Source organism: Flagellimonas lutimaris (genome assembly GCF_003581615.1).
GTDB classification, from domain to species: Bacteria; Bacteroidota; Bacteroidia; order Flavobacteriales; family Flavobacteriaceae; genus Flagellimonas; species Flagellimonas lutimaris.
Map to the genome: position 1 here is coordinate 151,868 of NZ_QXFH01000004.1, position 21,080 is coordinate 172,947.

Below are 21,080 nucleotides of genomic sequence, written 5' to 3' on the forward strand. Positions count from 1 at the left end.
ACGTGTTGGGAATATTCAAAAATCTGAAAGGTGATAAAGCCATTTGGGGCGTCGTAGCCCTCTTGGCACTTTTCTCATTTTTGCCGGTGTACAGCGCCAGTACCAATTTGGTGTACGTCAATGGTGACGGGACCACTTTGGGACATTTGGTAAAACATGCTGTACTGCTTTTCTTGGGCTTCGGTATTATTTATGCCGTGCACAGGATTCCTACACATTATTTTAAGGGGCTTTCCATTATTGCGATGCCCATTGTTATCCTGCTTTTGATTTACACCTTGACCGTGGAAACTCGAATTGGCGGGGTGACGGCAAATCGATGGATAAAAATTCCGTTGGTCGGAGTCAATTTTCAGACCTCTACCTTGGCAGCAGTGGTTTTAATGATTTGGATAGCTAGATATCTCACGAAGATAAAGGAAACCAAAATCACTTTTAAGGAGAGTATTTTGCCATTATGGTTACCAGTCGCTTTGGTGGTACTGTTGATTTTGCCTGAAAACTTTTCAACCGCCGCCATCATTTGTTTGATGGTATTGGTATTGTGTTTTTTAGGTGGATATCCTTTAAAATATTTGTTTGCCATGGTGGCAACGGGAATAGTGTTCGCTGGAATGTTCCTGTTTGTGCTGTTCAAAGCACCGGAAGTATTGCCGCAACGAGCGGGAACATGGAAATCAAGGATAGAAACTTTTATTCATCCCGAGCAAGCCGATAAAGATGACTTGCATCAATTGACCTTGGCTCAAATAGCTGTAGCCGAAGGCGGTGTAGTTGGTAAAGGAGCAGGTAAGAGTGTGATGAAGAATATGTTGTCGCAAAGTACATCGGATTTCATTTTTGCCATAATCATTGAAGAATATGGATTGCTGGGAGGGGGAGCTTTGTTGTTTTTCTACCTCTTGTTGCTGTTCCGAATTGTAGTAGTGGCGCACTCGTCCAAAACGGTTTTTTCAAAATTGTTAGTGATAGGGGTTGGTTTACCAATTGTGTTCCAAGCCTTTATCAATATGGCGGTAGTGGTACAGTTGTTTCCGGTTACGGGTCAGCCGTTGCCCTTGATCAGTATGGGTGGAACATCTATTTGGATGACCTGTATGGCTATTGGAATTGTTTTGAGCGCGAGCAATAAAAAAGAAAATTTGGAGGAGCAATCCGATGGAATAGATGAAACAAATCCTTTAGAAGTATTAAGTGGACAGATATAGGTTTATACTTTCTGGAGGAGGAACGGGAGGACACATTTATCCCGCGGTGGCCATAGCGAACGAGTTGAAGAGGAGATATCCTGATGCAGAATTTCTGTTCGTTGGAGCCAAGGATAAAATGGAAATGGAAAAAGTACCGCAGGCCGGGTATGAAATAAAAGGCTTATGGATAAGTGGAATACAACGGAAACTGACATTAAAAAATCTCATGTTTCCATTTAAACTGATAAGTAGTTTGTTAGAAGCACGCAAAATAGTGAAACAGTTCAAACCCCATGTGGCCATTGGCACGGGAGGTTTTGCGAGTGGACCATTGTTGCAAATGGCCGAAAGCTCGGGTGTTCCCTGTGTGTTACAAGAGCAGAATTCCTTTGCGGGAATCACCAACAAACTATTGGCGGGAAAAGCGGAGAAGATTTGTGTGGCCTATGATGGTATGGAGCGCTTTTTTCCAAAGGAAAAGATTGTAAAAACAGGAAACCCCATCCGTACCGATTTGGTGGATGCGAAAGCAGGAAAGCAAGAGTCGACTACATTTTTTGGTTTAGATGGCGATAAGAAAACCGTACTGGTTTTAGGCGGAAGTCTCGGAGCTCGAAGAATAAATCAATTGATTGAAAAAGAGCTTGGTTTTTTTGAAGAGCAAGGATTACAGGTGCTTTGGCAATGTGGTAAACTGTATCACGATGAATACAAAAAATACGATTCTGATGCAGTAAAGGTGTTGGCTTTTGTCAACCGAATGGATTTGGCCTATGCCGCAGCAGATGTAATCATATCAAGAGCGGGAGCTGGTTCGGTTTCCGAACTCTGTTTAGTGGGAAAACCGGTGATTTTTATCCCATCACCGAATGTGGCCGAAGATCATCAAACCCAAAACGCAAAAGCTTTGGTGGCCAAAGATGCGGCCATAATGTTACGGGAGAGTGAGCTTGATGCTGCGTTTGAAAAAAGTTTTACGGATGTAATGGATTCAGAAGAGGTTCGAGAAAAATTAGGAAAGAACATCAAAAAAATGGCCATGCCCAAGGCCACGGAACATATTGTGGATGAAATTGAAAAGTTGTTGAAGTGAATTTGAAAGATATACATAGCGTTTATTTTATTGGTATCGGAGGCATAGGTATGTCTGCCTTGGCGCGCTATTTCAAATTTGTGGGCAAAGAGGTGGCAGGATATGACCGAACACCGACGCCTATTACTGATGGGTTGATAGAAAAAGGTATTTCTGTGCATTTTGAGGACAATGTCGATTTGATTTCTGAGACTTTCAAGAATCCAAATACGTTGGTGGTGTATACACCGGCCGTACCCTCTTCGCATTCAGAACTTCAATTTTACCAGAATACAGGATTCGATATTAAAAAGCGCTCGGAAGTCTTGGGAATTATAACCAAGGATTCTTTTTGCTTGGCCGTAGCAGGTACGCACGGTAAAACCACCACTACCTGCATCTTGGCACATTTGTTAAATGAATGTGATTTGCCGTTGACTGCTTTTTTGGGTGGAATTTCGGAAGACTTCAACAGCAACTTTGTATTAGAGGGTACTGAATATTCGGTTGTGGAAGCTGATGAATTTGATCGATCATTTCTGCGATTGACTCCTACGGTTGCTTGCGTAACATCGATGGATGCCGACCATTTGGATATTTACGGAACCAAAGAGGAATTGGAGCATTCTTTTAGAGAGTTTGTGAGTAGAATCAAACCTAATGGAAAATTGTTCGTGCGCAAGGGGCTTCCTTTGGAAGGCATCACCTTTGGTATTGAAGATGGAGCCGATTACTGCATAGAAAATATAAAAATTGAACATGGAGCCTACATATTTGATCTTGTAACGCCTTCGGAGGTTATAAAGAGCGTAAAGTTCAACAAACCCGGAAGACACAATTTGCTCAATGGATTAGCTGCTTTTGCGATGGCGGTGCAAACCGGTTCCCCACCACACCGCCTTGCCAAAGCTTTAGAGACTTTTAAAGGAGTTCAGCGTAGGTTCTCTTACCAGATAAAGGAAAAAGACTTTGTGTTTATCGATGATTACGCTCACCACCCCACAGAAATCAGTGCGGTGCATCAGGCGATTCGGGAAATGCATCCAGGAGATAAAATTACTGTGATCTTTCAACCCCATCTTTTTTCACGAACCAAGGATTTTGCGGATGATTTTGCCAAAAGTCTCTCGGATTTTGATGAGATCATTCTATTGGATATTTACCCGGCACGGGAAGAGCCTATCGAGGGAGTCACCTCTCAATGGTTATTGGATAAAATAGACAACCCTAATAAAAAACTGATTTCAAAATCAGCATTATTGGAAGAGGTGAAGCGCTGTGCATCTGGAGTGTTGGTTGCTATGGGCGCAGGGGATATTGGACTGGAAGTACCAAAAATCAAAAAAGAATTGAGTTATGCGCATTAATTGGGATTACATAAAGTTGGCATTTTTGTCGGTCGCCGTAGTTGCGCTTTACGGTTTTGCCGACCAGCGAAACCAAAAAAGAATGGTTGATAATGTCTCTGTAAAATTTGTTGGGGACAACAATTTGTATTTGACTGAGGATGCGGTTAATAAATTGTTAATACAAAATTACGGACCCCTAAAGAATACGCCTAAAGAACAGTTAGTTTTGAATACCATAGAGGAAGTTATACTATCCAATGATATGGTCAAAAATGCCCAGGTCTATCTTACTGTAAACGGGGAGCTTGTATCCAAGATTGTCCAGCGTAAACCGATTGGAAGAATAGAAGGTGTCTCCAAGTTTTATTTGGATGATAAGGGTGAACGTATGCCTTTGTCAAAACACCATTCGGCAAGGGTACCCATAATTACAGGGAAAATTACTGGGAAAAGTCTTGAGGATGCCTATGTGATTTTGGACTATATCAACAAAGATGATTTTCTGAGGAAGAATGTCATTGGGATACATATTGAGGACGAAGGAAAATATCAGCTCAAGTTCCGCATGGAAAATTTTGTAGTGAATTTGGGTGGAGTGGATAATCTGAACAAGAAGTTCAGCAATTTTATGGCCTTTTATGCAAAGGCGGCCAAGGACAATTCCTTGGAAGAATATACAGCAGTTAGTTTGGAATTCAACAATCAAGTGGTTTGCACCAAAATTTAAAGTATGGAACAAGGTAATTATTCAGTTGGTTTGGATATTGGAACTACCAAGATCGTAGCAATCATCGGTAGGGAAAATGAGTATGGCAAAATAGAGGTTTTGGGCACCGGACGATCTAAAAGTTTGGGTGTTCACCGTGGAGTGGTCAACAATATTACCCAGACCATTTCTTCTATTCAACAGGCGGTGGAACAGGCCGAGTTGAATTCAGGTCTTAAAATTGGCTCTGTTGTGGTGGGTATTGCTGGTCAGCATATCCGGAGCTTGCACCACAGCGATTACATTACCCGACCCAATTCCGAAGAGGTTATAGATAACGAAGACTTGGATAAATTGTGCAATCAGGTGTACAAATTAGTGATGCTTCCTGGTGAAGAAATCATCCATGTGTTGCCACAGGAGTATAAGGTGGATGGCCAATCCGAGATAAAAGAACCTGTAGGAATGTACGGAGGTCGATTGGAAGCCAACTTTCATGTAGTGGTAGGTCAGGTATCATCCATAAAAAACATTGGAAGATGTATTAAAAGTGCTGGACTGGATTTGGGGAACATCACCCTGGAACCTCTGGCATCTGCAGATGCGGTTTTAAGTCAGGAAGAAAAAGAAGCAGGTGTTGCTTTAATCGATATAGGTGGTGGTACTACGGACCTTGCCATTTTTAAAGATGGCATCATCCGTCATACTTCCGTTATCCCATTTGGGGGTAATGTGATTACAGAAGACATTAAAGAAGGTTGCTCCATTATTGAGAAGCAAGCTGAGTTATTGAAGATAAAATTTGGCTCTGCTTGGCCTGGAGAGAACAAGGACAACGAGATTGTTTCCATTCCTGGTTTAAGGGGTCGTGAGCCCAAGGAAATCACTTTGAAAAACCTTTCCAAGATTATTCACGCTCGTGTAGTGGAGATTGTGGAACAGGTGTATGTGGAGATAAAAAATTATGGCCACGAGGAACAAAAGAAAAAATTGATCGCGGGAATTGTACTTACCGGTGGAGGCAGCCAGTTGAAGCATTTGAAGCAATTGGTGGAATACATTACTGGCATGGATACAAGAATAGGTTATCCCAATGAGCATCTTGCAGGTGACTCTGATGAGGAGGTTGCTAGCCCATTGTATGCAACAGCTGTTGGGTTGCTAATGAATTCCCTAGAGGCCAACAAGAAAAACCATGTCGTGGATCAGGAAGAGATGCACGAAGAAGAGGTTTTGGTAGGCCAAGAACACGATATGGGAGCCAAGACAAATGTGGCTTCACATACTGAGAGAAAATCCATTTTTGACAAATGGTCAGAAAAGTTGAAGGACTTTTTGGACAATGCAGAATAATAACCCCATAAGAGAAACACAACTGTCATGAGTAAGAACACTGAATTTGACAACATCGCTTTTGATTTGCCCAAGAACAAAAGCAACGTAATTAAAGTTATCGGAGTAGGCGGTGGCGGAAGTAACGCTATCAACCACATGTTTCAGGCCGGTATTAATGGTGTGGATTTTGTAATCTGCAACACCGATGCGCAGGCATTGCAAAACAGTTCAGTACCCAACAAAATCCAATTAGGGGTCTCCCTTACCGAAGGTTTGGGTGCAGGAGCCAACCCTGAAGTTGGAGAGCAAGCCGCTTTGGAGAGCATGGAAGATTTAAAGGCCATGTTGGAGCATAATACAAAAATGGCATTCATTACCGCAGGAATGGGTGGTGGTACCGGTACCGGAGCAGCTCCCGTTATTGCGAAGATTGCCAAAGAAATGGATGTTCTTACGGTAGGTATTGTTACCATGCCGTTCCAGTTCGAAGGTGCTATGCGTAACAAGCAAGCGCAGCTTGGGATTGAGAAACTACGTGCCAACGTAGATTCCTTGATTGTAATCAACAACAATAAACTTAGAGAAGTATACGGTAATCTTGGGTTTAAGGCCGGTTTCTCAAAAGCGGATGAGGTTTTAGCCACTGCGGCAAGGGGTATCGCAGAGGTAATTACCCACCACTATACACAAAACATTGACCTTAGAGATGCCAAGACGGTACTTTCCAATAGTGGTACGGCCATTATGGGGTCGGCGGCAGCGTCTGGTTCTGCAAGGGCTACCGAGGCTATCATGAAAGCCTTGGATTCACCATTGTTGAACGATAACAAAATCAGCGGGGCCAAAAACGTATTGTTGCTCATTGTTTCCGGTTCACAAGAAATCACTATTGATGAAATTGGCGAGATCAACGATCATATCCAAATTGAAGCAGGTCACGGAGCCAACATTATTATGGGGGTCGGGGAAGATGAAAGCTTAGGTGAAGCCATTGCGGTAACCGTAATTGCAACGGGTTTCAATGTAGATCAGCAAGACAACATTGTGAATACCGAGTCCAAAAAGGTGTTTTATACCTTGGAAGATGAGCAAACTGCGGAACAGGACCTTACTCCAGAAGCCACATCGGTACAGGAAGTTAAAGTGGAGAAAACGCCAACTCCTGAGCCTCAACCGGAAATAATCCCTGAGCCAGAATCAGAACCAACTGTGGTGAAGCACACTTTGGAGATGGAGGAGGAAAAGGAAGAGGAAGAGGTGGCTCCCAAAATGGAAACTAAAGACCCAGACTTGATTCCGACCACCAATTACATCAGGAACTTTAATGTGTTTTACGAAGAAGTTGTGGCCGAGAGCGTTGAGGATGATTTTGTAATCATTGAAGCTAAGAATGTAATCAACAATATTGATGTTGTTGATGCGGAAGAAGTCTCATCTAAGGAGAATGAAGATCAATTTGCCTTAAGTTTTGATATGCCATTGAACAGTCAGGCTGAAGAAGAGGATGAGCAAGAACATACGGTAACTTTTAATTTAGATGACGGGGTAGGAGAGGTTGAAGTGAACGATTATGTTGAGGTTAAGCCTGTTTTGGAATACAAAAAGGAAGGCGAGACCCGATACGATTTACAAGAGTACATGGAGTTGGAAAACAAGTTGACCGGTGCAAAGTCAAAAGCAGAAACCCATGAACCAAAATTGGTTGAGAATGAACTTGTTTTTGAGAAGAAGACCGTAAAGGTTGAAGAAAAAAGTGAAGGTTCAAGGCAAAACGAAGAGACTACGAATAGTCTTGATCCAATGAACAGTTCTATCAGCGATATATTAAAAGATCGGGCCGATGAACGCAGAAGAAAACTGAAGAACTTCAACTACAAGTTCCAGAATAACCGCAATAGTATAGATGATATTGAAAAAGAGCCCGCTTATAAACGTCAGGGAGTTGACCTAAATGATGTTCCGAAGGAACAAAAAGTGTCCAGAACTTCTTTGGGCGAGGATAGCAACGATGATTTGCAGTTGCGTTCCAACAACTCTTTTTTGCACGATAATGTTGATTAGTAGTGTTTAAATTAACATCCATTTTAATGGAGAGCATAAACCCGGAAGTAACGTAACTTTCGGGTTTATTTTTTATCTTCGCGAACTAAATCAGAACACATGGGTTTGCAAGAAAAGGTGATGACAGAAATGAAGGCCGCAATGAAGGCAAAAGATACCATTGCCTTGGAATCATTGCGAGCTGTTAAATCTGCTATTTTACTGGCCAAGACCGATAAAGGTGGCGGTGCTGAATTGTCTGAAGAGGACGAGATTAAATTGGTTCAAAAATTGGTAAAACAACGTAAGGATAGTGCAGCCATTTACCAAGAGCAAGGTAGAGAAGATTTGGCCGAGCCAGAATTGGCGCAAGTAGCGGTTATTGAAAAGTTTTTGCCAGAGCAACTTACCGAAGAGGAAATAGAAAAAGTGGTTGTTATGACCATTGATTCTGTTGGGGCTTCGGGTATGCAAGACATGGGCAAGGTAATGGGGATTGTTTCCAAAGAATTGGCCGGACAGGCTGATGGAAAAACCATTTCTGCTATTGTAAAGGCTAAATTAAGTTCTTAAACCTATAAAATAAGGCCGCGTAGTTCAACTGGATAGAATATCAGATTTCGGCTCTGAGGGTTGAGGGTTCGAATCCTTCCGCGGTCACGGATAAATAAAAAAGCACGCTGAAAAGCGTGCTTTTTTATTGCACAACCTTTATCAAGCAACTTTGCTGATTGTTTTGGTTGATACTATCTTGTTCATTTTAGAAAAGAGTAGGGGACCATTTACTGGTTTAGTTACTAGATCGTTGGCACCCAATTCAAAAATCTTTTTTCTTGTTTGGCTCGTATTGTCAGCAGTAAGTACAATTATAGGAATCTGAGCGTCACAATTAGCTTCCCCGTTTCTGATTATGGATGTTGTTTCGAATCCGTCCATTTCAGGCATTTGCAAATCCATCAGAACAAAATCAAAGCTCTTTTTCTTCATGATTTCCAGAGCTTCTTTACCATGGTTGGCTATCGTAAGCGTTGCGTTGCTCCAATTCTTTTTGAACAATAATTTTACAACGGTCTGATTCATTTTGTTGTCTTCCACATAAAGTATATTTCCAGTTTTCAACTGGATATTTGAGGAAACTGTTTTTGATTCATCAGTAGTTATTGTTTGATCTTCGTCAATCTCAAAACTTAGACTTATTTCACAGATAGTACCTTGGTTTATATTGTCTCGAAGGTCGATTGTTCCTTTTTGAAGATCCACATAGGTTTTTACGATATATAGACCTAACCCCAAACCACTGAATTCTCGTTTATCCATAAAGGATTTTTTAGTAAAGGATTCATATATGGTACTCATCTTTTCTTTGGAAATACCAATACCAGTATCTTTTAACGTAATATTTAAGGTGGCATGGTCATTTTCTTTTTTACACTTGACATCTATGGCCACACTTCCTTCATTAGTAAACTTAATTGCGTTGTCCAAAGTGTGGTTAAGGATTTGGACGAGTTTTCCCTTGTCTCCTACAATTCTATCGGGTAAAGTATTTGAAATTGATACATTGAACTCCAAACCTTTGACGGTCGCCTTTTTCTCTTGAAGTTTGATGACCTTTGATAAGGTTGATTTTAAATCGAAAGGAACCTCTTTCAACTCTTGGTCTCCTTTTTCGATTACGGTAAAATCTAAAATATCCTCTATGTAACCCAATAAATTTTTCGAGGAGTTGAGTAGCATCTTGCATTTCTCTTCCAGATTGTCTTCCTTTTTGTTTTCTTGCAGTGAAGTGGCTACACCCATTATCAAGTTGAGTGGTGTTCTCAGTTCATGACTGATGTTGGAAAGAAAGGACGATTTGATTTCGTTCATATCTTCTGCCCTTTGCAAGGCCAACAATTGATTTTTTTCATTCTGCATGCGAAGGTCTCGTATCCTATTGCTCATTGAGATGGATAGGAAGATGATTTCCAATCCAATGCCAAATTTTGTCCCATTGCTAGTGAAGAAGGAATTTTCAATGGTATTGAAGTTGTTTAGGATGAAGACCACAAACCCAGAGACCAAAAATGAAATACCAATCACAAAGTAAGGATCTATCTTTTCTTTTTTCAATTTCAAAGCAATCAGGGAGGTAATCATGTGAACCAATACCAAAATACCAATGGCATTGGCCAGCGGATAGCAATACTTAAAAAGACTTGGTACCAAAGCCAATATCAAAACTCCTATGATTATTCCCGAGCTAATGGCTTTATTTGCTACATGTAAAACAGGACTGTTTCTTTTCAGGTCAAGAATGATATCACCATATTTACCAAAAAAGAAAAGAGAGATAAAAGCGGTAAGCAATACAGCTCTATCGGAAAGCCATCCACCTTGGGGGGTAAAATATTGATGAAAAAAACCATCCAACGAAAACTGCATCAGTGCTATAAAAAGCACGTAGAGTGCATAGTAGATAAACGCTCTGTCTTTTAAAGCGAAAAAGAAAAACAGATAGATGATGCAGGCTAAGATCAAAATCCCATAAAAGAAACCATAAAAAACCTGTTCTTTATAGGTAAGATTGAAAAATTTATCCTCTTGGTATAAGCGCATAGGAAGCATTACTACTTCTCCATCACTTTTAAGATGGATGTAAGCTTGTAGTTTTTGAAATGGCTCCAGTTCTATGTCAAAAATTGATTTTCTATGCTGGATTGTCTTCTTTGAAAAAGGTATTTTATCGCCACTGTATTGTTCTTGTACGTTACCTTCATTGTCTACAAGGTACAGGTTAACAATGTCTGTTATGGGTCTGGCAGTTTCTAAATAGTATTGGGCAAACTCAGAGGTTTGGTTCTCTAAGGTAAAGGACATCCAGTAATTGTCACTGGAAAAACCTAGGTTCTCCTTTAAACTGGAAAGTGGAACAAACTCTAGATTTGGGTTATTTCTAATTTCATCAAAACTATAATCCCTTTGTCCAGCCATTAAAACGGAAGTTTCAGGACGTAATGAGATGGCTTCGATGTCAGTAAGTTTATCTCCAAACTGAGCATTGGAAATAATCGTGAAAAGAAGGAAAAGTATAATGGGCCATGTTGATGGCTTTCGGGGAATTGTGTTACGCATTAAGTAGGCTTTGTAGATACCGCTTTTTTGGGGAAGCGGATATCACATGTTTGTTGGTTTGAGTTTTTAACGTTTATGATTGACGATTAGTACTTCAAACAGTGTGGAACTGACAATGATTAGATGTAACCCAAAAAAATATCGATGAATGACAATAAAAATTGAAAGGAATCTACTTTACTATGGACTAAACTATGCATATTGGGTGATTTACATCTTTGTCTTTGGTAGATGAAAGTCCTTAAAAGTCAAGAATTATGCGCAAGATTATATGGATTCTTTTTTTGGTGATGGGAGCTTTAGGCTATTCCCAAAGTATAGATTACAATACCAAAAAAGGATATGCAGTCAATGGCTATGATGTAGTTTCTTATTTTAATAAGAAACCCCTGGAGGGTAAAAAAGAATTCATCACAACATATGATGGTGTGAACTACAAGTTTTTTAGTAAGGGGAATATGGAAAAGTTCATTGCGAAGCCCAAAGTATATTTACCAAAATATGGTGGATACTGTGCATATGCAGTTGCGGTAAACGGGAAGAAAGTAAATGTGGACCCAGAGACTTATGAAATTAGGAATGGAGAACTTTACCTGTTCTATAATAAGGGGAAAAACAACACATTGCAGTTTTGGTTGAAGGAATCCCCAACTGATCTTAAATCAAAGGCAGATAAAAACTGGGAGAAAATAAAGAATTGAATATTCTTTATATCTTATACTCAAATTCGTCAAAAAACAATCAAAACAAAACCAATAATTAAACAATCATGTTCAAATCTTCCTTGGAAACTTTGGAGCAGTTCAAACAAGTGCTATCGGAGCTACCCAAAGATTGTTATTCACAGTCGTGCAGTATACTTTCCAACGCCAGCATAGGTCAACATACGAGGCATGTAATAGAACTGTATCTTTGTCTAATCAAGGGTTACGATGTTGCTGATGTTTCTTATGATAGAAGAAAACGAGACCTTAAAATCGAAAAGGATTTGGCATTTGCCTTGGAGCAATTGGCGTACATTCAAAAGCATTTGGAAAAACCCAATAAGTCCATAAAAGTTAAGTACGAATTGGCTGGAGAGGAAAACTGTTTGGATTCCAATTATTTTAGGGAGGTCATGTACAATTTGGAACATACCATTCATCATCAGGCTTTGATTAAGGTCGGTATTGAGCATTTTTCAAATCAGAAGGTTCCAGAATCTTTTGGAGTGGCACCATCTACCATACAATATAGAAGGGCATGTGCACAGTAAGTTTTATTTCTTCAAGAGGCCAATACCTTATCACATCCAATAGGGATGAGCATGTTTCAAGGCCGTTGGCTTTGGAGCCACAGGAAAAAACCATAGGTTCGGTAAAAGTCCTTTTTCCAAAGGATCCCAAAGCAGGAGGTACTTGGTTTGCCCTTAACGAGAATGGCTCGGTCGCCGTACTGCTTAATGGAGGTTTTGTAAACCACAATCCAACTGGAAATTATATGCGAAGCCGTGGATTGGTACTTCTGGATGTCATTGCATCGAAAAACCCTTTTGAGCTACTTCAAGAAATGGAGTTGTACCAAATTGAACCATTTACCTTGGTCTTGTTCAATGGCAAATTATTGGAGTTTAGGTGGGATGGTCATCAAAAGTATTTTAGACCATTGGACAAGGCTAAAAATCATATTTGGTCCTCTCCTACACTTTATAAAGATGAAGTGGTCGATCACAGAAGAAAACTGTTCCGAAAGTTTATTGATGGTAATCCACGAATATCGGCTCATGAGGTAGTAGATTTTCATTCCAACAACCACAATGATTTTGAGAATGGATTTATTATTGATAGGGACTCTGGGCTAAAAACCTTTAGTGTTACTCAAGTAATCATAGGTCAGAATGATGACATGGTTATGCGACACTTGGATTTATTGAACGATAAGTTTTTCGAGGTACCTTTTTCTACTACTCAACTTACCATGTAAAAATTATGGATTCCCTTAAATTGATATGGCATAAAATCACACATTGGGAATATTGGCCCTTTTGGCTGATTTATTATCCCATGGCCCCTGTTTGGCTATATTATTCAATTAAAGCACGTTCCCTTTTCTTTTTTAATGCTGCGAACCCGGGAATGAAGAATGGAGGTATGGCCATGATATCCAAAATGGATATTTATAATATGATTCCTGCCCAGTTTATTCCCAAAACACTGTATATTAAAAAGGATGAGGCACCTGAATTGGCCTTGGAGCGTATTTTGGACATGGATATCAGTTTTCCCTTTATTGCTAAGCCCGATATTGGTATGAAGGCCTTTGGGGTGGAAAAAATCCATAATAAAGATGAATTCCAGAAATATGTACATTGGAGCCCTTCCGATTTTTTGGTGCAGGAATTAATTCCGTATCAAAAGGAAGTGGGTATATTTTATGTAAGAAAATCTGGGGAAGCCCATGGTAAAATTACCGGTGTTGTTTCCAAGGAGTTTTTGACTATTACTGGTGATGGCGAAAGTACTATGGTGGAACTCATTAAAAAGAATCCAAGAAGCCATTTGCAGTTAAAGGTATTGGAGCAAAAGTTTGGAGACCAACTTCGGAAGGTTTTGGATGAAGGTGAAGAATTTATTTTGGTTCCCTACGGAAGCCATACCAGAGGTGCAAAGTTTGTTGATATTAGCCATAGTATCAACGATGATTTGGTCCAAACAATTGATGGTATCTGCTCTCAGATAAAGGGGTTCCATTATGGTCGATTGGATGTGCTTTACAACACCTACGAAGAACTTTGTGCGGGAAAAAATTTCAGTATCATCGAAATAAATGGGGCAGGGGGAGAGGCTACCCATATTTACGACCCCAAACACTCCTTATTATGGGCTTGGCGAGAGGTGGCGCGCCATTGGGGGATGCTGTGCGAGATTAGTGTACTAAACAATCAAAAGGGACACTCTTATTTAAGTTTTAGGGACGGTAGGGCCATGCTAAAACAGAATGGTGCTTTGCAAGCGCAATTGAAGTTTCAGTAATTCTCTTTAAAGAATTCTTTCAATATAACTATCCATGCCACTAGGTTCTGTTGTCGGAGCAAAACGTTTTACGGGTTTACCGGTTTTGTCGATTACAAATTTGGTAAAGTTCCATTTGATTTTTCCGCCCAACAGGCCACTCAATTCTGATTTAAGATATTTGAAAATAGGATGGGCATCGCTGCCGTTGACATCAATTTTTGCAAATATGGGAAAACTTACACCATAATTTGTTTGGCAAAATTCTTCAATATCATCGGCACTGCCAGGCTCTTGGTTTCCAAATTGATTGCAGGGAAATCCCAAAACCACTAATCCTTGATCTTTATATTTTTCATAAAGAGCTTCTAAACCTTTGTACTGAGGGGTTAATCCGCATTTACTTGCAGTATTCACCACAACTATAGTTTTGCCCTTGTATTTTTCCATGGATTCCGGGGTGCCATCAAGTCGCTCTGCTTCAAACTCGTAAAATTCCATATTTACTTTTTTTGCTTGTTCATTAGGTATTTTAATGCTCCAGTCGACCAAAGTGCCCAGAGTATTAACACGGGCTGAAAAAACAGGCGGACGAATCTTTTAAGATCCGTATTCAGTCCAAAAGCATCAATGCCATTGGTGTATTGTGAAATGTTTCCAGGGAAAATCAAAACGTAGAATATGGCCAACACGATTCCCACTTTGACTTTGTGTTTCACCAAAAGTACCATTGTAAGACCTAAAAGAATTTCGACCACTCCAGAGGAAACTACAATAAAATCCATAAAAGCATCGCTAGCTGGCAACCATCTGGGGACTTGGGCCTGGAATTCTTCACGTTGAAAAGTGAGGTGACCAACACCTGCCATAATCATTAATAGTCCTAATACAACCCTAAAAACATTTTGGGTCAGACTTGTAGTTGTGTTCATTTGAAAGTTTTTGGAGTTCTCTTAAATATAACCATATCTCTATAGGGAGTACCTTTCCCGAAAGCAACAAATGTTAACTCAAATCAAGACTTTTCTGCTGCCAAATGCATTTTGTGCTTAATGGTATTCATAATAATCGGAGCGTGAACACGCGAGTTTTCGATGAACCATTTATGGGTTTCCATACCACCACAGATGACACCAGCCAAAAATAGACCATCAACATTGGTCTCCATGGTTTCTGGATCATACTTGGGAAGTCTTTTAGGGTCATCGGATAGTTGTATGCCAAGTTTTTTCAAAAAGGCGAAATTTGGCTTGTATCCCGTTAAGGCCAGCACAAAATCGTTCTCCAGCGTTACTTCCCCTTCTGGCGAATTGATGATAATTTCATGGGGTTTTATTTCCTTGACGGTGGAATTGTAATACGCTTTAATGCTTCCTTCTTCAATTCGGTTGATGATATCGGGACGTACCCAATATTTTACACGTGGGCCAACTTCTGGACCTCGAATCACCAAGGTTACCTCGGCACCTTTTCTCCAACATTCCAAAGCCGCATCTATGGCAGAGTTGCTGGCGCCGACAACCGCTAATTTTTGACTGGCGTAAAAATGTGGGTCGTTATAGTAATGGGATACTTTTGGCAAATTTTCACCAGGAACATTCATGGTGTTTGGCAAATCGTAAAAACCGGTAGCTACTACTACGTTTTTGGTTAGATACTCATCTTTGTCGGTCTTTACCAAGAAAGTTTCTCGTTGCTTTTCAGTATCCAGAACTTTTTCGAAAAGATGGATGTTGAGCTTATTGGATGTTACGATCCTTCTATAATATTCCAAGGCTTCGTTTCTTTTGGGCTTGGCCTCTTTACTGATAAAAGGGATTTCGTCAATTTCCAGTTTTTCCGAAGAGGAGAAAAACTGCATATTCACAGGGTAGTTGAACAACGAATTTACAATCGGTCCCTTTTCAATTATGATATATGTAATACCTTGTTTTTTAGCTTCCAAACCGCAAGCAATCCCAATGGGACCACCTCCTATGATGACAACATCAAATTCCTGCATTATGCTATTTCTTCTTTTAATTTTTTAATGGTTTCGGTTGGGTTCTCACTTTTAAAAACAAAATTTCCTGCAACCAAAACGTCCGCACCATGATCAATCAATTTTTTAGCATTTCCTGCATTTACACCCCCATCAATCTCGATTAAGGTTTTTGCATTCTTACGGTTGATCAGTTCCTTGAGGTCGGCCACCTTTTGGTAGGTGTTTTCAATAAAGGATTGTCCACCGAAACCTGGATTCACACTCATGACAAGCACAATGTCGATATCTTGAATAGTGTCCTCCAATAATTTTATGGAGGTATGCGGATTTATGGCCACTCCCGCTTTCATTCCTTCTGTTTTTATCGCCTGTAGGGTTCTGTGCAAATGGGGACATGCTTCGTAATGAACGGTTAAATGGTCTACTCCTAAATCCCCAAAAGTTTTGATGTACCTGTCGGGGTCAACAATCATCAAGTGCGTGTCCAACGGTTTTTTTGCATGTTTGGCAATGGCATGTATTACCGGCATTCCAAAAGAAATGTTGGGTACGAACATACCGTCCATAACATCTAAATGGAACCAATCGGCATCACTTTGGTTCACCATTTCTATTTCGCGTTGCAAATTGGCAAAATCCGAAGCCAACAAGGAAGGTGCAATAATTTTTTTGCTCATGTAAGAATCAACTCGTTCCTCACAAAGATAGTGAAATGTTAAACCAATACCGTATTCAGTTTATGCCTATTGCTGGCTTTTTGGCAATACGATTGGGCCGTACACTGCATCTCTGAATCGTTTATGAAGCGAACCATTGTAAGGAAGAATCTGAACAAAGAACACTGCCGTGAGTTCATTCACTGGATCGACCCAAAACAAAGTACTGGCCGCACCATCCCAAAAGAATTCTCCAACAACACCATTGTTTTCTTGGACTGATGCAGGAGGTCGTAGACGCACGGCAAAATCAATCCCAAAACCTACCTGTCCCTTGCTGGGCAACCATGACCGTTCCTCAATACTTTCATCCAAATGGTTGGTGCTCATCAGTTTTACTGTGCTTGAGTCAAGGACCTGGATGCCTTCCAAAGTACCTTTATTGATTAGCATTTGCGCAAACCGCATATAATCGTCAAGCGTCGAGGTCAAGCCCCAACCGCCGGGCGTCAGTGGCCATTTTGTATAGTTGTAGGCATGAGCCTCTTCATTGGGCAATTGAACTAGGGAATTACCTTCGTGCCGGTAGGCTGATGACATCCTTTTTCTATCCGATTCGGGAACAAAGTATCGCGTATTATTCATTTTTAAGGGGTCCAAAACGTGCTCCTGTACATATTCGGCGTAGGGCTGACCTGAAAGAAGCTCCACCAAGTACGCCTGCACATCCACGGAAATTCCATATTCCCAGTGCTCTCCCGGTTGATATCCTAAAGGAACAGTGCTTAATTTTTTAGCCATTTCGGAGAGGGTGTTCCCACGGTTCAAGGCGTCTGCCTCGGCTATGGCTTCTCCCAATCCTGGAAGATCTCTTCGGCCCGAAAAACCAGCAGTATGCCTTGTAATGTCACGGATGGTAATAGGTCGTTTTGCAGGTTCCAAGATCATTTCGCCAGCAATGGAATCGTAACCTGTGTAGACCTGCATATTGGCAAATTCAGGAGCATATTTTTCCAACGGGTCATCCAATTTAAACTTTCCCTCTTCATACAAGGTCATCAACGCCGTACCAGTAATGGGTTTGGTCATGGAATAAATCTGAACCAGAGTATTGCGCTTCATGGGTATTTCATTTTCCATATCGGCATAACCAAACGTATTGAAATACACCTCTTTTCCATTTTCATAAATCAAAGCTGATGCTCCAGCCACTTCACCATTTTTTACAAAGCTTTGCAAAGTGGAATCCAATCTGGCCTTTGCTGCTTGCTGAATTATTTTTTTAGAATTTTCCTGACTTATACCCACTGATATAAAGCTAGTTATCGTAAAAATGCAGAGAAATGTTTTTTTCATGTTAGGTTGAATGTATTTCTTGAATATCAAATCCGTTCATTGCAAGAAAGTTAGCCAATTTATTGATATACCCTTACTGTATTAAACTTAAAAGAATAGATGTTTTAAATTTTACAATACTTTTTTGTGAAAAATATATTATCTCTTCACTGGTGATGGTAAAATTTATTATTTTCACCGCAATCGATTGCGTTTATAGATATATGATGAAAAAAAATAAGAATGACCTTCGGAGCAAAGAATGGTTTGGTACCAACGACAAAATGGGTTTTGTGCATCGCTCCTGGCTTCGTAACCAAGGGTATCCCAACGATATGTTCCAAGGGAAACCCGTTATAGGCATCTGCAATACCTGGTCGGAACTCACCCCTTGTAACGGTCACTTGCGCGAGTTTGCCGAAATCGTAAAAAAAGGAGTGCTGGAAGCAGGCGGATTTCCCCTGGAATTCCCGGTGATGTCCCTTGGCGAAACCATTATGAGGCCTACAACCATGCTTTTTAGGAACTTGGCCAGTATGGATGTTGAGGAATCCATACGCGCAAACCCATTGGACGGTATTGTTTTGCTTACAGGATGTGATAAAACGACCCCTTCGACCATTATGGGTGCCTGTAGTGTGGACCTTCCTACCATTGTAGTACCTGGCGGACCCATGTTGAACGGAAAATTCCGTGGAGGGGAGATAGGTTCCGGTTCCTTTAATTGGATGATCAAGGAGAAGCAGAAAAAAGACAATTTTACAGAGGAAGACTTTTTAGAGGCCGAAATATGCGCTGCACGAAGTGCGGGGCATTGCAACACCATGGGAACCGCCTCTTCCATGGCCACCATGGCCGAGGCCTTGGGATTGACGTTACCGGGAGCATCGGCAATACCTGCAGTAGATGCCCGGAAAAAGGTAATGGCACAACTTTCTGGGAGAAAAATCGTGGAAATGGTCAATCAAGACCTAAAGCTGTCCAAAATATTGACCCGGGAGGCTTTTGAAAATGCGATAGTGGTGAACGCAGCCGTTGGAGGTTCCACCAATTTGATAGTTCATTTGCTTGCCATTGCTGGCAGGATAGGAGTTCCTTTAAAACTGGAAGATTTTGATGAAATTGGAAGCAAAATTCCATTGCTGCTCAACCTTATGCCCTCCGGCAAACATTTGATGGAAGATTATTTTTATGCGGGCGGTCTTCCTGTGGTGTTAAAGGAGTTGAAATCAAAATTACATCAAACCATTACGGTCAACGGAAAGAGCCATCATGAGAATTGCGAAAAATCCATTTGCTACAATGAGGAGGTCATTGCGAAAATCGATACTCCCTTTCAAAAAGATGCAGGAATTGCAGTTTTAAAAGGAAATCTGTGTGAAAATGGAGCTGTTATAAAACCTTCTGCTGCAACTCCTAAATTGATGAAGCATAAGGGCAAAGCTGTTGTCTTTAACGGTATGGACGATTACCATGCCCGTGTGGACGACCCAGATTTAGATATAGATGGGGATAGTGTAATCGTTCTCCAAAATGTAGGGCCAAAAGGTTACCCAGGTATGCCGGAGGTAGGCAATGTGGACCTTCCTGAAAAATTGATTATGCAGGGAGTGAAGGATATGGTCCGAATTTCCGATGGGCGGATGAGTGGAACTGCCTACGGTACTGTGGTGCTTCACGTATCGCCCGAAGCAGCCGTCGGCGGCACCTTGGCTTTGGTGAAAAATGGAGATTACATTGAATTGGACGTTGAAAACAGAAAATTGCATTTGGATGTAACAGCAGAAGAACTGGCTAAAAGAAGAGCAGCTTGGAAACCACCCCAGCCACATACCGATAGAGGTTACGTGAAAATTTATCTGAACCATGTAGAGCAAGCCGACAAGGGTGCGGATTTTGATATTTTGGTGGGAGGTTCTGGCAGTGAGGTAAAGGGAGATTTACATTGACCATCATAATCTAAAGAACCAATCATGTTAGTAGTTTATTTGTTGTTGAGCATCGCCCTAATTATCGGTTTGATCAATTACCTACGTCTACATCCTTTTTTAGCCCTTTTTATGGTGGCCATATTTTTTGGTTTAGCAGCAGGAATGGACTATCAAATTATTTTACAGACGATAAACGATGGATTTGGGGGAACGCTTGGCAAAATTGGATTGGTCATCATCTTCGGGGTAATCATCGGGGCATTCTTGGAAAATACAGGTGGTGCCTATGCACTGGCCGAAGCGGTCCTTAAAGTTGTGGGAAAGAAGCGAGTGCCTACGGCCATGGGAATTTTGGGGTACTTTGTATCCATTCCCGTTTTTGCCGATAGTGGTTTCATCTTGCTTTCCCCATTGAATAAAAGTCTGTCAAAAAAAGCGGGAATCAGTTTGGCAGGTTCGGCCATCGCATTGGCCATGGGCCTTACCATTGCCCACAATCTAGTACCTCCAACTCCCGGGCCCATAGCAGCGGCAGGTATTCTAAACGCTGATTTAGGGCTGGTATTGGCCTTGGCCATTCCCATAAGTATGGTTGCGCTCATTATGGCATTGCTCTTTGCCACCAAATTTGCAGCGCGTACCTATATTGACCCAAATCCGGAAATTTCTCAGGAAAATATTGACCTTCGAATGAAAACTGCACCTTCAGCATTTAAAGCATCGTTGCCAATCGTGGTTCCCATTATTTTGATCATGGTCAATTCCAGATTACGATTGATTCCCTCGCAGGAAATAGCATCTTGGCAATCATTTCTTATGTTTTTGGGAGAACCGGTCATTGCCCTGGTCATTGGAATGCTTCTGGCTTTTGCCCTGCCCAAAAAATTGAACAGGGAGTTGATTTCAACGGATGGATGGGTCGGTAAGGCCTTAAAGGATTCTGCCAATATTTTGTTGATCACCGGAGCAGGGGGTGTTTTTGGAAAGATGCTTCAAAATTCTGGAATAGCAGAAGTTATGGGAGATGCATTGAGCGATTTGAACCTTAGTTTTTTTCTGCCCTTTTTAATTGCATCGGCCATAAAATTGGCACAGGGTTCGTCCACTGTGGCTTTGATTACAGCGGCTTCCATTGTATTTCCTATGATGGGAAGCCTAGGGTTTGTCACCGAAATGGATAAAGCCTTGTTGGTGATTTCAATAGGGGCGGGGTCCATGGTGGTCTCTCATGCAAATGACAGTTTTTTTTGGGTGGTCACCCAAATGAGCGGAATGAACATTGGCAAGGGATATAAACTTCACAGTTTGGGAACCTTGGTCATCGGGCTAACTTCTATTATTTCAGTATTGATTATCAGTCTATTTGTAAATTAAGTTT

19 protein-coding genes and 1 tRNA gene are annotated in these 21,080 nt (G+C 40.9%); 14 read left to right on the top strand and 6 right to left on the bottom strand.

Annotated features, from left to right (window positions below; genetic code table 11):
- The first annotated feature begins 2 nt into the window (after positions 1-2).
- The 8 genes from D2V08_RS00695 to D2V08_RS00730 all read left to right on the top strand — a co-directional run bounded on the left by D2V08_RS00695 (position 3) and on the right by D2V08_RS00730 (position 8,352).
- Positions 3-1,208, top strand: a complete 1,206-nt coding sequence (locus tag D2V08_RS00695; RefSeq protein ID WP_100817379.1) for an FtsW/RodA/SpoVE family cell cycle protein — start codon at positions 3-5, stop codon at positions 1,206-1,208.
- Entirely contained in the window at positions 1,195-2,283 is a 1,089-nt protein-coding gene (gene murG, locus D2V08_RS00700) for an undecaprenyldiphospho-muramoylpentapeptide beta-N-acetylglucosaminyltransferase (RefSeq protein ID WP_119606230.1), read from the top strand. The genes D2V08_RS00695 and murG overlap by 14 nt, the downstream gene beginning before the upstream one ends.
- A complete protein-coding gene (gene murC / locus D2V08_RS00705; RefSeq protein ID WP_119606231.1) occupies positions 2,280-3,629 on the top strand; it encodes a UDP-N-acetylmuramate--L-alanine ligase in 1,350 nt (449 codons plus the stop codon). The genes murG and murC overlap by 4 nt, the downstream gene beginning before the upstream one ends.
- Positions 3,619-4,338 (top strand): cell division protein FtsQ/DivIB, encoded by a 720-nt coding sequence (locus tag D2V08_RS00710; RefSeq protein WP_119606232.1) that lies wholly within the window; start codon positions 3,619-3,621, stop codon positions 4,336-4,338. The genes murC and D2V08_RS00710 overlap by 11 nt, the downstream gene beginning before the upstream one ends.
- Before the next feature lie 3 nt (positions 4,339-4,341).
- The gene (gene ftsA, locus D2V08_RS00715; protein ID WP_119606233.1) at positions 4,342-5,670 is read left to right on the top strand and encodes a cell division protein FtsA; all 1,329 of its coding nucleotides are present in this window, start codon (positions 4,342-4,344) and stop codon (positions 5,668-5,670) included.
- 27 nt (positions 5,671-5,697) lie between these two features.
- On the top strand, positions 5,698-7,713 hold the full coding sequence (gene ftsZ, locus D2V08_RS00720; protein ID WP_119606234.1) for a cell division protein FtsZ: 2,016 nt from the start codon (positions 5,698-5,700) through the stop codon (positions 7,711-7,713).
- A gap of 99 nt (positions 7,714-7,812) precedes the next feature.
- Positions 7,813-8,265 (top strand): GatB/YqeY domain-containing protein, encoded by a 453-nt coding sequence (locus D2V08_RS00725; RefSeq protein WP_119606235.1) that lies wholly within the window; start codon positions 7,813-7,815, stop codon positions 8,263-8,265.
- Positions 8,266-8,278: 13 nt separating this feature from the next.
- A tRNA-Arg gene (locus tag D2V08_RS00730) sits at positions 8,279-8,352 on the top strand.
- Between the two features lie 54 nt (positions 8,353-8,406).
- On the opposite strand, the gene D2V08_RS00735 is transcribed toward D2V08_RS00730, so the two are convergent.
- Positions 8,407-10,806 (bottom strand): hybrid sensor histidine kinase/response regulator, encoded by a 2,400-nt coding sequence (locus tag D2V08_RS00735; RefSeq protein ID WP_119606236.1) that lies wholly within the window; start codon positions 10,804-10,806, stop codon positions 8,407-8,409.
- Positions 10,807-11,063: 257 nt separating this feature from the next.
- On the opposite strand from D2V08_RS00735, the gene D2V08_RS00740 reads away from it, so the two are divergent.
- The 4 genes from D2V08_RS00740 to D2V08_RS00755 all read left to right on the top strand — a co-directional run bounded on the left by D2V08_RS00740 (position 11,064) and on the right by D2V08_RS00755 (position 13,817).
- The gene (locus D2V08_RS00740; protein ID WP_119606237.1) at positions 11,064-11,507 is read left to right on the top strand and encodes a YHS domain-containing (seleno)protein; all 444 of its coding nucleotides are present in this window, start codon (positions 11,064-11,066) and stop codon (positions 11,505-11,507) included.
- 68 nt (positions 11,508-11,575) lie between these two features.
- Entirely contained in the window at positions 11,576-12,061 is a 486-nt protein-coding gene (locus D2V08_RS00745; protein WP_119606238.1) for a DinB family protein, read from the top strand.
- The gene (locus tag D2V08_RS00750; RefSeq protein ID WP_119606239.1) at positions 12,049-12,768 is read left to right on the top strand and encodes an NRDE family protein; all 720 of its coding nucleotides are present in this window, start codon (positions 12,049-12,051) and stop codon (positions 12,766-12,768) included. Before D2V08_RS00745 ends, D2V08_RS00750 begins: the two co-directional genes overlap by 13 nt.
- 5 nt (positions 12,769-12,773) lie before the next feature.
- Positions 12,774-13,817: an ATP-grasp domain-containing protein gene (locus D2V08_RS00755; RefSeq protein ID WP_119606240.1), complete on the top strand. Its 1,044-nt coding sequence runs from the start codon at positions 12,774-12,776 to the stop codon at positions 13,815-13,817.
- A gap of 6 nt (positions 13,818-13,823) precedes the next feature.
- Here D2V08_RS00755 and D2V08_RS00760 read toward each other — a convergent pair whose 3' ends face one another.
- The 5 genes from D2V08_RS00760 to D2V08_RS00780 all read right to left on the bottom strand — a co-directional run bounded on the left by D2V08_RS00760 (position 13,824) and on the right by D2V08_RS00780 (position 17,792).
- Positions 13,824-14,297 (bottom strand): glutathione peroxidase, encoded by a 474-nt coding sequence (locus D2V08_RS00760; RefSeq protein ID WP_119606241.1) that lies wholly within the window; start codon positions 14,295-14,297, stop codon positions 13,824-13,826.
- Positions 14,298-14,299: 2 nt separating this feature from the next.
- Entirely contained in the window at positions 14,300-14,728 is a 429-nt protein-coding gene (locus D2V08_RS00765; RefSeq protein WP_119606242.1) for a DoxX family protein, read from the bottom strand.
- A gap of 83 nt (positions 14,729-14,811) precedes the next feature.
- Positions 14,812-15,798, bottom strand: a complete 987-nt coding sequence (locus tag D2V08_RS00770) for a YpdA family putative bacillithiol disulfide reductase (protein WP_119606243.1) — start codon at positions 15,796-15,798, stop codon at positions 14,812-14,814.
- A complete protein-coding gene (gene rpe, locus D2V08_RS00775; protein ID WP_119606244.1) occupies positions 15,798-16,457 on the bottom strand; it encodes a ribulose-phosphate 3-epimerase in 660 nt (219 codons plus the stop codon). The genes D2V08_RS00770 and rpe overlap by 1 nt, the downstream gene beginning before the upstream one ends.
- 66 nt (positions 16,458-16,523) lie before the next feature.
- The gene (locus tag D2V08_RS00780) at positions 16,524-17,792 is read right to left on the bottom strand and encodes a serine hydrolase domain-containing protein (protein WP_119606245.1); all 1,269 of its coding nucleotides are present in this window, start codon (positions 17,790-17,792) and stop codon (positions 16,524-16,526) included.
- 203 nt (positions 17,793-17,995) lie between these two features.
- Here D2V08_RS00780 and D2V08_RS00785 point away from each other — a divergent pair, with 203 nt between their 5' ends.
- Both D2V08_RS00785 and D2V08_RS00790 read left to right on the top strand, forming a co-directional pair.
- Positions 17,996-19,720, top strand: a complete 1,725-nt coding sequence (locus D2V08_RS00785; protein WP_220473365.1) for an IlvD/Edd family dehydratase — start codon at positions 17,996-17,998, stop codon at positions 19,718-19,720.
- Positions 19,721-19,744: 24 nt separating this feature from the next.
- A complete protein-coding gene (locus D2V08_RS00790) occupies positions 19,745-21,076 on the top strand; it encodes a GntP family permease (protein WP_119606246.1) in 1,332 nt (443 codons plus the stop codon).
- Positions 21,077-21,080 lie beyond the last annotated feature (4 nt).